17 protein-coding genes and 1 tRNA gene are annotated in these 14,708 nt (G+C 39.0%); 3 read left to right on the forward strand and 15 right to left on the reverse strand.

Features of this window, described 5'->3' with window-relative positions; genetic code table 11:
* Window positions 1–18 precede the first annotated feature (18 nt).
* The gene (locus HPSH112_RS02075) at window positions 19–1,014 is read left to right on the forward strand and encodes a HoxN/HupN/NixA family nickel/cobalt transporter (protein WP_000780449.1); all 996 of its coding nucleotides are present in this window, start codon (window positions 19–21) and stop codon (window positions 1,012–1,014) included.
* A 3-nt stretch (window positions 1,015–1,017) separates the two neighbouring features.
* Here HPSH112_RS02075 and HPSH112_RS02080 read toward each other — a convergent pair whose 3' ends face one another.
* The gene (locus tag HPSH112_RS02080; RefSeq protein ID WP_000353415.1) at window positions 1,018–1,533 is read right to left on the reverse strand and encodes a flagellar FLiS export co-chaperone; all 516 of its coding nucleotides are present in this window, start codon (window positions 1,531–1,533) and stop codon (window positions 1,018–1,020) included.
* A gap of 132 nt (window positions 1,534–1,665) precedes the next feature.
* Here HPSH112_RS02080 and csd4 point away from each other — a divergent pair, with 132 nt between their 5' ends.
* A complete protein-coding gene (gene csd4 / locus HPSH112_RS02085; RefSeq protein ID WP_000725415.1) occupies window positions 1,666–2,982 on the forward strand; it encodes a DL-carboxypeptidase Csd4 in 1,317 nt (438 codons plus the stop codon).
* A 457-nt stretch (window positions 2,983–3,439) separates the two neighbouring features.
* Here csd4 and copP read toward each other — a convergent pair whose 3' ends face one another.
* The 7 genes from copP to HPSH112_RS02120 are packed head-to-tail and all read right to left on the reverse strand — an operon-like array spanning window position 3,440 to window position 10,094.
* The gene (copP, locus tag HPSH112_RS02090) at window positions 3,440–3,640 is read right to left on the reverse strand and encodes a copper-binding metallochaperone CopP (RefSeq protein ID WP_000648264.1); all 201 of its coding nucleotides are present in this window, start codon (window positions 3,638–3,640) and stop codon (window positions 3,440–3,442) included.
* Window positions 3,641–5,866, reverse strand: a complete 2,226-nt coding sequence (gene copA / locus HPSH112_RS02095; protein WP_000664953.1) for a copper-translocating P-type ATPase CopA — start codon at window positions 5,864–5,866, stop codon at window positions 3,641–3,643.
* Window positions 5,863–6,576, reverse strand: a complete 714-nt coding sequence (gene pssA / locus HPSH112_RS02100) for a CDP-diacylglycerol--serine O-phosphatidyltransferase (protein WP_001122209.1) — start codon at window positions 6,574–6,576, stop codon at window positions 5,863–5,865. The genes copA and pssA overlap by 4 nt, the downstream gene beginning before the upstream one ends.
* Complete coding sequence (locus HPSH112_RS02105; RefSeq protein ID WP_001203143.1) at window positions 6,566–6,820, reverse strand: hypothetical protein; 255 nt, start codon at window positions 6,818–6,820, stop codon at window positions 6,566–6,568. Before HPSH112_RS02105 ends, pssA begins: the two co-directional genes overlap by 11 nt.
* A 2-nt stretch (window positions 6,821–6,822) precedes the next feature.
* Window positions 6,823–8,721: an ATP-dependent zinc metalloprotease FtsH gene (gene ftsH, locus HPSH112_RS02110; RefSeq protein ID WP_000805279.1), complete on the reverse strand. Its 1,899-nt coding sequence runs from the start codon at window positions 8,719–8,721 to the stop codon at window positions 6,823–6,825.
* An 8-nt stretch (window positions 8,722–8,729) separates the two neighbouring features.
* A complete protein-coding gene (prmA, locus tag HPSH112_RS02115) occupies window positions 8,730–9,707 on the reverse strand; it encodes a 50S ribosomal protein L11 methyltransferase (RefSeq protein ID WP_195154942.1) in 978 nt (325 codons plus the stop codon).
* 12 nt (window positions 9,708–9,719) lie between these two features.
* Entirely contained in the window at window positions 9,720–10,094 is a 375-nt protein-coding gene (locus HPSH112_RS02120) for a chemotaxis response regulator CheY (RefSeq protein ID WP_000772153.1), read from the reverse strand.
* Between the two features lie 290 nt (window positions 10,095–10,384).
* Between HPSH112_RS02120 and HPSH112_RS02125 the strand changes: the two genes are divergently transcribed.
* Window positions 10,385–10,987, forward strand: a complete 603-nt coding sequence (locus HPSH112_RS02125; protein ID WP_000291641.1) for an outer membrane protein — start codon at window positions 10,385–10,387, stop codon at window positions 10,985–10,987.
* Window position 10,988: 1 nt separating this feature from the next.
* On the opposite strand, the gene HPSH112_RS02130 is transcribed toward HPSH112_RS02125, so the two are convergent.
* The 7 genes from HPSH112_RS02130 to tatB form a co-directional block, all read right to left on the reverse strand.
* A tRNA-Ser gene (locus tag HPSH112_RS02130) sits at window positions 10,989–11,076 on the reverse strand.
* 42 nt (window positions 11,077–11,118) lie between these two features.
* Window positions 11,119–11,526: a hypothetical protein gene (locus HPSH112_RS02135; protein ID WP_000906076.1), complete on the reverse strand. Its 408-nt coding sequence runs from the start codon at window positions 11,524–11,526 to the stop codon at window positions 11,119–11,121.
* A 2-nt stretch (window positions 11,527–11,528) separates the two neighbouring features.
* Window positions 11,529–11,759 carry a PP0621 family protein gene (locus tag HPSH112_RS02140; protein WP_000944425.1) on the reverse strand — a complete coding sequence of 77 codons (231 nt, stop codon included), beginning with the start codon at window positions 11,757–11,759 and terminating at the stop codon, window positions 11,529–11,531.
* The gene (gene rsmG, locus HPSH112_RS02145) at window positions 11,753–12,289 is read right to left on the reverse strand and encodes a 16S rRNA (guanine(527)-N(7))-methyltransferase RsmG (protein WP_001068816.1); all 537 of its coding nucleotides are present in this window, start codon (window positions 12,287–12,289) and stop codon (window positions 11,753–11,755) included. The genes HPSH112_RS02140 and rsmG overlap by 7 nt, the downstream gene beginning before the upstream one ends.
* Entirely contained in the window at window positions 12,286–13,323 is a 1,038-nt protein-coding gene (gene queA / locus HPSH112_RS02150; RefSeq protein WP_000657327.1) for a tRNA preQ1(34) S-adenosylmethionine ribosyltransferase-isomerase QueA, read from the reverse strand. Before queA ends, rsmG begins: the two co-directional genes overlap by 4 nt.
* Window positions 13,324–14,121: a twin-arginine translocase subunit TatC gene (tatC, locus tag HPSH112_RS02155; protein WP_000461252.1), complete on the reverse strand. Its 798-nt coding sequence runs from the start codon at window positions 14,119–14,121 to the stop codon at window positions 13,324–13,326.
* Window positions 14,114–14,596, reverse strand: a complete 483-nt coding sequence (gene tatB / locus HPSH112_RS02160) for a Sec-independent protein translocase protein TatB (RefSeq protein WP_000467596.1) — start codon at window positions 14,594–14,596, stop codon at window positions 14,114–14,116. Before tatB ends, tatC begins: the two co-directional genes overlap by 8 nt.
* Window positions 14,597–14,708 lie beyond the last annotated feature (112 nt).

Here is a 14,708-nt window from a genome sequence, read left to right on the forward strand (position 1 = left end):
TTTCTTAAAAGGCGTGCTGTGAAATTGTGGTTTCCTTATTTTTTAGCGATTGTGTTCTTGCATGCATTAGGTTTAGCGTTGCTCTTTATGGCCAATAACGCTTCGTTTTATGCGGCAGCGTCTATGGCTTACATGCTAGGGGCAAAGCATGCCTTTGATGCAGATCACATCGCTTGCATAGACAACACCATTAGAAAGCTCACCCAACAAGGCAAAAACGCCTATGGTGTGGGGTTTTACTTTTCTATGGGGCATTCAAGTGTGGTGATTTTAATGACCATCATCAGCGCGTTTGCAATCGCTTGGGCTAAAGAGCATACGCCGATGCTAGAAGAAATAGGGGGGGTAGTGGGGACTTTAGTTTCTGGGCTTTTTTTGCTCATTATAGGGCTATTGAATGCCATTATTCTAGTGGATTTATTAAAAATATTCAAAAAATCGCACTCTAATGAAAGCCTAAGCCAGCAACAAAATGAAGAGATCGAGCGGCTCTTAACGAGTAGGGGCTTACTCAACCGCTTTTTTAAACCCTTGTTTAATTTCATCTCCAAGTCGTGGCATATTTATCCTATCGGTTTTCTTTTTGGGTTAGGTTTTGATACCGCTAGTGAAATCGCGCTTTTGGCCCTCTCTAGCAGCGCGATTAAAGTGAGTGTGGTGGGCATGCTCTCTTTACCCATTCTTTTTGCCGCTGGCATGAGTTTGTTTGACACTTTAGATGGGGCGTTCATGCTTAAGGCGTATGACTGGGCGTTCAAAACCCCTTTAAGAAAAATCTATTACAATATCTCTATCACGGCCTTAAGCGTGTTTATCGCGCTTTTTATCGGCTTGATTGAGCTTTTTCAAGTCGTTAGCGAGAAACTCCACTTAAAATTTGAAAACCGCCTTTTAAACGCCTTACAAAGCCTAGAATTTACAGATTTGGGCTATTACTTGGTGGGCTTATTTGTAATAGCGTTTTTAGGCTCATTCTTTTTATGGAAAATCAAGTTTTCTAAACTAGAGAGCTGAATTTTAAGCCCTCAAATTATCGCTTAACAAATCTTTAAGGCTTTTATTTGAAAAACTTGGCATAAAGGCTTTAGGGTTTGAAAGGCTTTCGCTCAAATAACCTAATAATTCCTTAATTTCGTTTAATTTTTCTTCCAAATAAGCTTGAAATTCGCCCGCATTTTCCAATAAATCCAACGGATTATCCACAACCATGGAAAAAACTTCATCATTGATTGCAATGTTGAGCTGAGTGTCAAACAAAGGGGAGGCTAAAAACTGGCAATTTTCTACAATTTCTCGCAATTCCTGTTTAATGATAGAAGCTTGCAAAGCGTCTTTATCTTCTAAACCCATGCTCTTATTGAAAAGCTTTTTGCAAGCGATTTGCAAGACTTGTAACGCTCCAACGCTCTCGTTTATATTTTTCATGTCCCTACTGAATTTGGCGATTTGTTGGGATTTTTCTATCGCATTGGTTTTAAAATCGCTTGTTTCAACATCGCCCAAATGCTTTTGAAGAGTTTTTAAAATATCCATAAAAAACCTTTAAGTAGAATTGATTATTCACAAGCATTTTTCGTTCCTTTTTATGAAAACTTTAAAAACATCCTTAAAAAGGTTTTTGGGTATAATTAGCGATCTTTTAGTTTCAAATAGTAGAGAGATTGGATGAAAAAAATATGGCTTTTAGTGTGGGGCTTGTATTCTTTGGTGTTTGTGCATGCGATAGAAACGATAGAAAAAGTCCCTACAAATGTAGAGGATAAAGACAAAGCCCCCCACTTGTTGCTTTTAGCAGGGATTCAAGGCGATGAGCCTGGGGGGTTTAATGCGGCTAATTTGTTTTTAATGCACTATAGCGTTTTAAAAGGCTTGGTTGAAGTGGTTCCGGTATTGAATAAGCCTTCCATGTTGAGAAATCATAGGGGCTTGTATGGGGATATGAACCGCAAATTTGCCGCTTTAGACAAGAATGACCCTGAATACCCCACCATCCAAGAAATCAAATCCTTGATCGCAAAGCCCAATATAGATGCCGTCTTGCACTTGCATGATGGCGGTGGGTATTATCGCCCTGTTTATGTTGATGCGATGCTCAATCCTAAGCGCTGGGGGAATTGCTTTATTATTGATCAAGATGAGATTAAAGGGGCAAAATTCCCTAACTTGCTTGCTTTTGCAAACAATACGATTGAGAGCATCAACGCCCATTTATTGCACCCCATTGAAGAGTATCATTTAAAAAACACGCGCACCGCGCAAGGCGATACAGAAATGCAAAAAGCCCTAACTTTTTATGCGATCAATCAAAAAAAGAGCGCTTTTGCCAATGAGGCCAGCAAAGAACTCCCTTTAGCATCAAGGGTGTTTTACCATTTGCAAGCCATTGAGGGCTTACTCAACCAACTCAATATCCCTTTTAAGCGCGATTTTGAGCTTAACCCTAGCAGCGTGCATGCCCTAATCAATGATAAAAGCTTGTGGGCAAAAATCAGCTCTCTGCCTAAAATGCCCCTTTTTAACTTGCGCCCCAAACTCAATCATTTCCCCTTACCCTACAACACTAAAATCCCACAAATCCCCATAGAGAGCAACGCTTACATTGTAGGGCTAGTCAAAAATAAACAAGAAGTGTTTTTAAAATACGGCAACAAGCTCATGACACGATTATCGCCCTTTTATATAGAGTTTGATCATTCTTTAGAAGAAGTGAAAATGCAAATTGATAATAAGGATCAAATGGTTAAAATAGGGAGCGTGGTTGAAGTGAAAGAGAGTTTTTATATCCATGCTATGGACAATATCCGCGCGAATGTGATTGGCTTTAGCGTCTCTAATGAAAGCAAGCCTAACGAAGCGGGTTATACGATTAAATTTAAAGATTTTCAAAAACGCTTTTCATTAGACAAGCAAGAAAGGATCTATCGCATAGAATTTTATAAAAACAACGCGTTTAGTGGCATGATCTTAGTGAAATTTGTGTAGAATGGTTAAACCTTACCAAAAGAGCATGGATAGCTTATCGTAGCGATTAGACAATGATTTAAAAGATGATGACTCTCGTATTCTTGTCCCTATTGGATACATAAAGGGCTTATGCTTGGCGATATGAAACCCGATTGATCTATGCATATTGTTTGTTAAAATCTGTGAACTCATTCGTTCGCGATTCAACAGCAATCTATCTCGCAACTCCCTTTCTTTTATGGGTGGTGTGATTAGCGGCTTGAATAAGCAGATTTGCATGGATAAAAAATTAAAATGAGAAAAGGAAAACGCGATAACTTTTCTCTTATGGTTATGATAGATCGCAATGGAAGGGCGTAAAAACACCCAAACAAAGCATTAAAAGACAACGACCCTTTTGAGTGTTGCGGTCTTTAAACTGCTATCTTTATATCACACCACCTTTATTATCAATTATTATCACACCACTTCTATATCACATTACTTCTTGCCCAGCATCTAATAAGGCTTCTTTAATCAAATCCTGTGTCGCTGGAGCGTCAAACTCTACAACCACGCTCTTTTTTTCCACGCTCACATCAATAAAGCTCACGCCTTCAATTTCGCCCACAAATTTTTCAATTTTATCCACGCAATGGTTGCAAGTAATGCTTGGCACTTGAAAAGTTGCTTTCATTCAATGATCCTTAATTTTAAAATTCCTTAGCCTTTGGGAGTTTAAGACCACACTCACAGAGCTTAAACTCATCGCTAAACCCGCAATCGCCGGGCTTAACATGATATTAGCCTTATAAAGAACCCCACAAGCTAAAGGGATAAACACGCTATTATAACAAAAAGCCCAAAACAAATTTTCTTTGATATTTTTAATGGTCGCCCGGCTTAATTGGATCGCGCTATAAACCGATTTAATATCGTTATTAAAGCTCACAATATCCGCTGCTTGCACGCTCACATCGCTCCCCTTAGCCATCACCACCGCCACATCGCTCATCGCAAGACTGGGAGCGTCATTCAAGCCATCGCCCACCATCATAACGATCTGCCCTTTTTCTTTAAGCTCTTTAATCTTATTGAGCTTGTCTTGTGGTTTAGCGTTGCTGATATAGCCATCAATCCCTAATTCAAGCGCGCATTTTTTGACATTTTCCCTATTGTCCCCACTTAAAAGAAGCGTGTTAATGCCTAATTTTTTGATTTGAGCGATATGCTCTTTCACGCCTTTTTTGGGCAAATCTTCTAAAACAAACACCCCTAAAAGCTCGTCTTCTTTTTCACTGATCGCTCTGCCCACAAACACTAAAATCCCGTTTTCTTTAATTTCTAGCGTGTTAATAGGGTTAAAAAACTCGCTGTTGCCTACTTTAATGATCTCTTTAGTGCCTTGATAATCCGTTTTAGCGCTAATGCCAAAACCCGTTTTCACTTTAACCTCGCTCATTTCTTTTAAGGGAGCGTTATTCTCTTTTGCGTATTCTACAATCCCTTTAGCGATGACATGTTCGCTGCTCTTTTCAATACTGCCCGCTAAACTCAATAACTCTAATAATTCTATCTTAGAATGAACGCTTTTAACGACAGGCTTGCCGTTAGTGAGCGTGCCGGTTTTATCAAAAACGATCGTATTGACTAGCCTTGCTTTTTCTAAACTTTTAGCGTCTTTAAAAAATAAGCCTAAAGAACTCGCTTTTTGGTTCGCTACTAAAATACTCATAGGCGTAGCCAGCCCTAAAGCGCAAGGGCAAGAAATCACTAAAACCGACACAAACACTTCTAAAGCGATTCCAAAATTCCACCAAAAATCAGGCTTAGGCGCGATGATGAGCCACACCACAAACGCTAAAATAGCGATAGCGATCACGCTTGGCACAAACACGCTTGAAACCTTATCCGCTAAGCGAGAAATCTCTGCCTTTGAGCTTTGAGCGTTATGGATCATTTCTATGATTTGAGACAAGGTGCTGTTTTTGTTATTTTGCGTGGCTTTCATTAAAAAACTCGTGTGGCTATTGAGTGTCCCTGAAAAGACTTTATCGCCGACTTTTTTATAAACTGGCAACGCTTCACCGCTTAACATGCTCTCATCTAATTCCCCTTCGCCCTCTATGATTTCGCCATCCACCGCAATAGCGCTTCCAGGGAGGACTTTCAAAATATCCCCCACCACAATGCTATCCACTAAAACTTCAATCTGTTGGTTATTTTGCATTTTAAGGGCGGTTTTTGGGGCGTTTTTCATCAAGGCTTGCATAGCGTCTAACGCTTTGTCTTTAGAAACATTTTCAATGCGTTTGCCCACCATCACAAACATTAAAATCACGCACACGCTCTCAAAATAATAATGCCCATAAGACCACTGGTTTGTATAAACCAAATACAATGGCCACAGGCTTGAAATTAAGGCAGCGCTTGTGCCTATGGCGATAAGGCTACTCATGTTAGGCTGTCTGTGCCATAAGGCTTTAAACCCTTGAATGTAAAAATCCCTCCCCAAATGCATGACAATGAGCGCGCCTATAAGCTGTAAGCAAGCGTTTAAAAAATTACTATGATTATCAATCGTAAGCAAGCTTTCAGGTAAAAGGCTAGGACTAAGCATCGCCCCCATAGAAAGATACACCACAAAAAGCGTGAAAACGACCGCCAACGCTAATTTAACATTAGGGCTGAAAAATCCTTTTTTTTCTTTTGCCAGAGTTTTTTTAGGGCTATAGCCTAGCTTTTCAATGAGCTTGAAAATTTCGTCTAAATTGGTTTGGTTTTCGTCAAATTCAATATTAGCGCTCTTATTTAAAAGGCTCACTTCTATTTTTTTCACAAAACTCTTACGCCCTAAAGAGCGTTCAATCCCACTAGAACACGCCGTGCAAGTCATTCCCTCTATGTAAAAAGATTCTTTCATGTGCTTTTATTTTTATTAAAAATAATTTTTACCATTAAAAAGAGCCACCGAATGATGCCATAAATCAAATACAACCCCATAAACACGCTTAAAGTCTCTAAAGGGCGCACAAACACTAACGATAAAAAAATCAACACTAAGATGAAAAGCTTGAGATTCCATTTGACTTTTTTAAAATTAGGGTAGCGGATATTGCTCACCATAAGCACCCCCAATAAGGCAATGAAGCCTAAAAATAACTTTTCTGTATTTCCTTCTAAAAAATGGTATTTGTTATCCAGTAACACGCAAAGCACCACCAATACCGCCGCAGCAGGAATAGGGATACCGATGAAAGAATAGGGGTCGCTTGTGTTGGTGCTGATATTGAATCGCGCCAATCGTATCGCTCCAAAAATCACAAACAACGCACTCACCGCCATGCCTATGCGCCCAAAGTTATACCCCACATAAAAGTAAGTGATTAAGCTTGGGGCCACTCCAAAAGCGACCACATCAGCCAGAGAGTCAAATTCAATGCCAAACTTGCTAGTGGTGTTGGTAAGCCTTGCGACACGCCCATCAAGCCCATCTAAAATAAGGCTCGCTACCACTAACCAGCATGCCATGACAAATTGATAACTGGAAGCGTAAAAAATACTCATCATGCCTAAAAAAATACTGCTAGCGGTGAAAAGATTAGGGAAAAGATAGAGAGGGTTAATAGGCATTAGAAGCTCTTTTTAACTTGGCTTTTAGAATGGGAATAAAAACGATTTTAAAATCCATTGTGGGGATAAAAACCTCACAAGCGTTAAAAAACTTACAAGGAAAGAGCGTTAGAGCGAACGCTTTATAACGCTGTTGATAAGCATGAGTTTTTAGAAAACAAAGTCTAAAAAAAAACTCTAAACAAACAGAATGTTTGTAATAAGGCTTTAAACCCTTATCAAAAATCCGTTTGTAAGCTCGCACTCTTAACTCGCTTGCTCTTCTAAAGGGATCAAACGGCTTTCTAAATTGTTGGCGGCTTCGTATTCGCTGATGATTTCACGCACCCTTTCGCCTGTAATGACTTCTTTGTCAAACAATTCTTTGACCATGATTTCAATCGCTTCTCTATAGTCGCTTAAGGTTTGTTTGACATGCTTATAGCGTTCTTCTAGCAGGTTTTTAATGAAAAGATCCATTTCTTCTGCGGTCTTTTCGCTAAATTCCCTACTGCTTCCATAACCACCTCCTAAAAAGGCGTTCCGTTGCTTTTCTAATACCATAAGCCCACTGACACTGCTCATGCCGTAGTAACTCACCATGCCTTTAATAATATCAGTCGCTCTTTCTAAATCGTTGCTCGCACCGGTAGAAATTTCTTCCAAAAAGACATCTTCAGCCGCTCTCCCGCCTAAAAGCACATCAATTTCAGCGATGAGTTCGTGTTTTTGCATCAAGTATTTGTTTTCTTCAGGCGTGTTAAGGGTGTAGCCTAAAGCCGCCATGCCCCTTGGAATGATAGAGACTTTATTCACCCTAGCGCTCCCTTTAGTCATTTCAGAAATCACGGCATGCCCGCTTTCATGATAAGCGACGATTTTCTTTTCTTTAGGGCTGATGCGCCTGCTTTTCTTTTCTAACCCTGCAATCCCTCTTTCAACCGCTTCTTTTAAATGTTGTTGCCTGACTTCTTTTTGGTTGTTTCTTCCTGCTAAAAGCGCGGCTTCATTGATGATATTCGCTAAATCCGCCCCCGCAAGGCCTGCGGTGAGTTTGGCGACTTCTTGCAAATTCACATCATTAGCGAGTTTCACGCCCTTAATATGCACTTTTAAGATTTCCACCCTGCCATTAAAATCAGGCTTATCCACTAAAACCTGCCTGTCAAAGCGCCCTGGACGCATTAAAGCTGGATCTAAGATTTCAGGGCGGTTCGTTGCGGCTAAGACAATCACAGGCGCGTTTTCGCTCCCAAAACCATCCATTTCGGCTAAGAGCTGGTTTAAGGTTTGCTCTCTTTCATCGTTCCCGCTCACCACGCCTCCAGCCGCTCGGCTCTTACCTATGGCATCAATTTCATCAATAAAAATGATGCTAGGGGCTTGTTTTTTAGCGGTTTCAAACAAATCTCTAACCCTGCTTGCCCCTAAGCCCACAAACATTTCAATGAAACTGCTCCCTCCCATAGAGAAAAACGGCACATGCGCTTCGCCGGCCACCGCTTTTGCTAAAAGGGTTTTACCGGTTCCTGGAGGCCCTACTAATAACACGCCTTTAGGGATTTTAGCCCCTAAATTAGCGTATCGTTCGGGGTATTTTAAGAAATCTACGATTTCTACCACTTCTTCTTTGGCTTCTTCATTGCCTGCCATGTCATTAAAACGCACATTGGGTTTTTCAGCGTTAATGAGTTTTTTCGCACTCCCCATGCCAAAAATACCCCCACCCATATTTTTTTGCATGCGGTTTGCCATAAACATCCATAGCCCTAAAATCACTAAAATAGGCATGAGCCACCCTAACATGTCCGTAAAAAAGTTAGACTCGCTAAAACCAGAATAATTGATTTTTTTCTCGTCTAACAAAGGCACTAAGGTCAAATCAGGCACTCGTTTAGCGATATAAATCACACGATTGTTACCCTCTTTATGGCTGGCTTTGATCAAAGTTTGACCGATACTCACATTTTCCACTTCATTGTTACTGATGAGCTGTTTGATTTCATGGTAGCTCACATTTTTAGTGCTAGAAGCTAAGAAATTGTCCGAAAAACTGCCATCAGAATTGAAAGAGCGTAGGAAAAAGATGAGTAAAATCCCTCCAAGAACCGCAAGGATAATGGGACTTTGAAAAAAAGGTTTTTTAGGTTCGTTCGTTGGTTTCATTATAATCCTTAATTTATTGATTGTTTTTTAAGCAATTTTAGAGCGACCCATTCGTTACGCTGTCGTTGCTCTAAAACCTCAAATCCATTATAATAGATCTGTAAAACAGAGTTTAAATGGGTTTCTAAAATCCCTGATAAAATAAGAGTGTGGTTACAAAGCCGCACAAATTCACTATACAAACTCTTAATCACATCAGCGACAATGTTCGCTACAATAATATCAAAACGCCCTTCAATTTTTTGCGTAGAGCCATGAATGACTTTATCTTGCGCTAATAGGGTGATTTGATTCAGGCTAAAATTTTTTAGGGTTTCTTCAACGGCTAAACTATCCGTATCGCAAGCGCTTAAAGCGCTAACGCCTTGTTTTTTTAAAGCGATGCTTAAAATCCCGCTCCCACAGCCCACATCTAAAGCGTTTTTGCGTTTTAAATCAAGGTTAGAGAGCAATTCCAAACACATAGAAGTGCTTTCATGATGGCCTGATCCAAAGGCAAGAGCCGGATCAATCATTATGCTATCATCTGTAGCGACATGGCTTGGTTTTTGATGCCAGCTAGAGTATATGTAAAATTTGGCGCATTGCACCGGCAAAATAGCTTGTTTGTAGGCTTCTAGCCAGTCTTTTGAGGCCAGATTGCGTGAAAGATAGAAAAAATCAAACCCGCTTTGCAGGTTTTGTTGCAAGCTCAAACAAAACGCTTCTAATGCTGGAATGAGCAAGTCGTTCAAATCCTTTTGAGAGCGTAAGATAACGAAATTTTTGAGGTGTGGGGGTTTTTCTTTTAAATTTTCTTTTAAAGGGTCATGAGTGGCGAAATAATGCCAACTGGATTGGCTTATAAATTCAATGGTTTCTTTATCGTCAAACGCTTTTAAATTTTCTAGGCTTGATTCTTCTAAGGCTAGATGCGTGGTGTCTAAAAGAAAGCTCTCAAAAAGCTCTTGCTCCTTAGGAAAGATAAAGAAAAACTCATAATACATTGGCTTTAACACTCAATCGTTTGTCCCTAAAACAACCTCTAATTTTTCTTTCAAAACTTGGGGGGTAAAAGGCTTCACAATGTAGTTATTCACGCCCGCTTTCAAAGCCGTAATGACCTCAGCCTTACCGCCCTCTGTGGTGATCATAATAATAGGGATTTCTTTAAACCGCTCATCCGCACGCACCTTTATAACGAGATCCAAGCCGTTCATTTCAGGCATGTTCCAATCTGTGATAAGCACCTTAGTGTCCGCATTAGCGTTTAGTTTCTCCCAAGCTTCCACCCCATGCTCAGCTTCTAAAACATCTTCATAGCCTAAGCGTGAAAGTGTGTTTTTAATAATTCTCCTCATAGTTGAGCTATCATCTACTACCAGTAGTTTCAAAGCGCTTCTCCTTTTAAGATTGCATTTAAATTAGGCTCTTTTTAAACAGCCAAAGCGTCTCTAACGCCTTATAATAATAAATCGTTCCAAATAATAGCATGTTTTGATTAAAATTACCTTGACCGACAATAATCATTGGCTAAATGGAGCGTTCAATGAGCGTTCCTATTTGTAAAAAAATTTAGTTTGTTTGCTATGATAATCGTTTAAAAGTAATAAAATAACTCTTTGAGTGCAATAAAGGGTCATTGGATGGTTTGAAAAAAGAAAGACAAGGATTTTGCAAGTAAGTGTATTATTTAAGAATTTTAATACTGAGTATAAGTTTTTTAAATATTTTAAATGCTGAAAATTTGAGTTATATGTCTTCTTCTTATCAAGTGGGCATGGTGTTTATGCGCCCTTTAAACACCAACAAGCTTTTACAAGGGGCTTCAATCCTTCAAGGCTATGAAGTGAATCCTAAAAACGATTGGGCTTATTCTAGGTATTATTTCTTTATAGATTATGGTAATGTGCTTTTTAACAATGATTCTACTTTACAAGCGAACATGTTCACTTATGGGGTGGGAGGGGATTTTATGGTCGCCTACGCTAAAAACCCTATCAACCGCTGGGCTTTTTTCTTTGGCTTGCAACTGGCCGCTAACACATGGATACTCAACAATAAAGTCAAAGATTTGGTGGTGAATACTTGGGATTCATTAAAAGATTTCAATTTTCGTAACACTTATTTCAGGGCTATTGGGAAATTTGGGGTGCAGTTTCGCACGATCGTTTTGTATCATAAGGTGGATGTGGAAATTGGCATGAAAATCTTTCTAACCCCTGAAAGGCGCAGTTTGTTTGAAAGGAGCTTTTTGTTTTTTGTTTCGCATTCGTGGCATTTTTAAATGGCGGAGAGAGAGGGATTCGAACCCTCGAAGGCTTGCACCTTACACGCGTTCCAGGCGTGCTCCTTCAACCACTCGGACATCTCCCCTTAAAAAGGGTTTATTATAACTAAGATTTGTTTAAAAAGGGCTTATTTTAAAAGGAGTGAATCCTTAGAAATAACGCCATCAACCTGATTTTTAGCGCAAATTTCCCACAACTCTGTATCGTTTAAATCCATAGAAAACAAAATTTTGCTATCTAGTAAGTAATTAGTGGCGTGTTGTTGGGCGAGTATAGCTTGTTTAATATCCTTAAAAATACAATAGAGCGGTTTGAAAGCGTTGAATAAAAAAAAGGTGTCTGTTTCTATTTTGTGCGATAAAAAGATCACGCTAAAATGGACGCTATTTTCACAGCAATATTTGGCTAATTCCAAATTTTTTGGGTGTGCTTCAAAACATACTATATCGTTATTGGTGCTAGAATGAACGCCGTCGGTGTTTTTAATGAAAATAAAACGATCGCTAGGGATTAAAGGGTGTCCTAAAATAAGCATATTTACCTCTTATCTTTCAAACAAGTTTCACTGCAATACGCCACCGCCCCGCTATAAATAGCGTCTTTGCTAGAAACATAGGTTTGGCATTTAGAGCATACAATCATGTGATCTTCTAATTCTTTAGGGGTTTGTTGCGTATAAGAGTGGTTGTCTTTAAGGGGTTTTTGTCTCAAAAACAAACGCCATAAAACCCACACAATAATGAGTAGGGGGATTAAAATTCTTAACATAAACTTTCCTTTGATTTGTAAAAATAAATACGCCTTTGATGCATAAAGCATTCTGTGTCTTTACAAGCGATTTCATCTTTTAACTGCTCGCCTTTATAAAATAAAAAATACCCCTTATCTTTTAGGAAGCGTTGGCTTTTTTCTATCAAAAAAGAAGAGCTAGCGACCGCTCTAGAAGTGATTAAATCCACTTGTAAAAGATTTTGGTAATCTTCTAAACGCTTTTTAACAATTTCAATATTTCTTAAAGGCAAAACGCTTTTAAGGTAGCTTAAAAAAGCCGCTCTTTTTATTCTTGGCTCTAAAAGAATGAATTTGACTTCAGGTTTTTCAAGGGCTAAAGGGATAGCAGGAAGTCCCGCCCCGCTCCCAATATCCAAACAACTTTTAAAATCTTTGATAAATTCTAAGGGTTTTAGAGCGTCTGTGATCTGGGGTTCTAACTCGCTTAAATGTTTCGCGCCGCTCAAGTTGTGCGTTTGATTCCATTCTAAAAGGATGCGCGCATAGTCTTGCAATAAGGGGTTCATAAAATCAGCATCCCATCGCCATAAGAATAAAAACGATACTTCTTTTCTATGGCTATTTGATAGATTTCTTTGGTTTTTTCTAAGCCTATCATCGCGCTTACAAGCATTAAAAGGCTTGATTTGGGCAAATGGAAATTGGTGAGTAAATAATTAACATGCAAAATAGGATTAGCAAGATGCAAGAATATATCGCATTCAAACGCCTCTTGATTAGGGTTTTCTAAACGCTTAAAGTATTCCACGCTCCTTAAAGCGGTCGTGCCGATGCATAAAATCTCTTGGGTTTTTTGCAAAATTTCTTGGCTCTTTTTAGGAATGCGTAAAACTTCTGTATGGATTTGATGCTCTCTAATATCCTTAGTTTCTACTCCAAGAAAAGTCCCAGCCCCCACATGCAAGGTTAAAAAAGCATGCTTGAAATCTTTCAATAATTTTTCTAAGGTATTTTGAGAAAAATGCAATGATGCTGTAGGGGCAGCCACCGCACCCATGTGTTTAGCGAACACGCTCTGGTATTCATGCGTATCCAAACTTTCATCCGCTCTTTTAATATAAGGGGGTAAGGGCATATGCCCGTATTGCTCTAAAAGTTTTAAGATATTCGCTTGATTTAAGGGGGTTTTATTGCCATAAAAAGCGATCAAGCGCTGGCCGTTATGAAGCAATTCCAAAACTTCAGCGTGATAATTTGCATCAAAAAAGATTTTGTCCCCCACTTTGATCTTGCCCTTGATTTGAGTTAGAGCGGTATTATCTTTAAAAAAGCGGTGGAAAAACACTTCGGTTGTTTTTGATGGCAAAAAGGCATGCTTAGAACCAAAAAGCCTGGCCTTAATCACTTTAGTGTCGTTCAACACCACAAGGGCGTTTTTAGGGAAAAAATCTAAAACATGCTCAAAAGTGGTGTGCGTGATTTTTTGCGAACGCCTTTCATATACGAGTAATTTAGCCTTTTCTTTGGGCAAAATGGGGTAGTTTGCGATCAATTCCTTAGGCAAATCATAATCATAGCTTTCTAAATCAAATTCTTTCAACTACGACTCGCTTTTTTCATTTTCTTTGGCGTTATTTTCGCTATCTTTTGCGTTGTCATTTTCGTTGTCATTTTCGTTGTCATTTTCGTTGTCATTTTCGCTATCTTTGGGAGCCGGATTGACCATTTTGGCGATCAAAATAGAAAGCCCATAAAGCCCCACTAAAGGCAACGCCATAAAGATTTGACTCACCACATCAGGGGGAGTGATAATGGCTGCTACAATAAAAATCACTACAATAGCGTATTTAAAATACGCTTTCAAGCTCGCATCGGTAATCAAGCCCACTTTAGCCAAAAAATACGCCAAAACAGGCAATTCAAACGCCACACCAAAGCCTAAAATCAAGCGCGTGAAAAAGCTCACATAACTAGAAGCAGAAATATTAGCCGCAAACACATCGCTCCCAAAAGTGGCTAAGTATTCAATGATGAAAGGGAACACCACATAATAAGAAAATGCCGCCCCAATTAAAAACATGCCGCTCCCAAAAAACACAAAAGGCAAAATCACTTTTTTTTCATTCTTGTAAAGCCCTGGAGCGATAAAGAGCCATAATTGCCAAAAAATAATAGGCATGGAAATGACGATAGCGGCTGAAAAACTGATTTTAACCGCTACCATGACCCCTTCAATAGGGGAGAGCTGAATGAGCGTGCCTTTATAAGAATTTTTAACAAATTCAAAAATACTTTTCCAAAAATGAAAGCACCCCAAAAACGCCACTAGAATCGTCCCTACAGAAACCATCAAACGCTTTCTTAATTCCTGTAAATGCGGTTTTAAATCTTCAAACATGCTCTTTTTCTTTGTCGTGTTCTTTGGTGTTGTTATCGGTTGCTAATTTGACTTCTTTAGGAGATTCATCGCTTGAAACCTCTTTATTTAGGGCTTCTTCATTGGAAACTTCTTCGCTTAAATGGTTAGGGGTTGTGTTGGTTTCTAAGCTGCGTTGATAATCTTGCATCAAATCCTGAATGCTTTTAATCTCATTTTCTGCAGTTACTTTAGCGTCTTCTAATTCTTCAATCTTAACGCCCTTAAGACTCTCCACTTTGTTTTCAAAGAGCTTTTGATACTCTAGGGTTTCTTTTTTGATTTCTTCAATATTGATTTCTTTATCCAAAGTGTCCTTAGCGTCATTGAGCGTTTTTTTAACCGCGCGGAAAAACTTCACCATATCCACGACAGCCTGGGGGAATTTTTCTGGCCCTAAAAAAATAATCGCTACAACCAACACCACAAGGATTTCAAAAAAGCCCATGCCAAACATAATAATCTACTTTTACACCCTTTAAAATTTTATCGTTATTGTAGTGTAATTTTCTTTCTAAACAAGATTAAAAAGTAAAAGTTTGAATTTTGTTAGTCCTTGGTTCTAAAAT

Origin of the sequence: Helicobacter pylori Shi112 (genome assembly GCF_000277405.1) — a bacterium.
Taxonomy (GTDB): domain Bacteria; phylum Campylobacterota; class Campylobacteria; order Campylobacterales; family Helicobacteraceae; genus Helicobacter; species Helicobacter pylori_C.

Bases quoted from the DNA above. Each gene is read 5' to 3' on its own strand.
- rsmG (WP_001068816.1), bottom strand. From the start codon at position 12,289: ATGAACCCCTTATTGCAAGACTATGCGCGCATCCTTTTAGAATGGAAT.
- HPSH112_RS02140 (WP_000944425.1), bottom strand. From the start codon at position 11,759: ATGTTAAGAATTTTAATCCCCCTACTCATTATTGTGTGGGTTTTATGG.
- pssA (WP_001122209.1), bottom strand. From the start codon at position 6,576: ATGCCTATTAACCCTCTCTATCTTTTCCCTAATCTTTTCACCGCTAGC.
- HPSH112_RS02080 (WP_000353415.1), bottom strand. From the start codon at position 1,533: ATGGATATTTTAAAAACTCTTCAAAAGCATTTGGGCGATGTTGAAACA.
- copA (WP_000664953.1), bottom strand. From the start codon at position 5,866: ATGAAAGAATCTTTTTACATAGAGGGAATGACTTGCACGGCGTGTTCT.
- prmA (WP_195154942.1), bottom strand. From the start codon at position 9,707: ATGTATTATGAGTTTTTCTTTATCTTTCCTAAGGAGCAAGAGCTTTTT.
- csd4 (WP_000725415.1), top strand. From the start codon at position 1,666: ATGAAAAAAATATGGCTTTTAGTGTGGGGCTTGTATTCTTTGGTGTTT.
- copP (WP_000648264.1), bottom strand. From the start codon at position 3,640: ATGAAAGCAACTTTTCAAGTGCCAAGCATTACTTGCAACCATTGCGTG.
- tatC (WP_000461252.1), bottom strand. From the start codon at position 14,121: ATGTTTGAAGATTTAAAACCGCATTTACAGGAATTAAGAAAGCGTTTG.
- HPSH112_RS02135 (WP_000906076.1), bottom strand. From the start codon at position 11,526: ATGCTTATTTTAGGACACCCTTTAATCCCTAGCGATCGTTTTATTTTC.
- tatB (WP_000467596.1), bottom strand. From the start codon at position 14,596: ATGTTTGGCATGGGCTTTTTTGAAATCCTTGTGGTGTTGGTTGTAGCG.
- ftsH (WP_000805279.1), bottom strand. From the start codon at position 8,721: ATGAAACCAACGAACGAACCTAAAAAACCTTTTTTTCAAAGTCCCATT.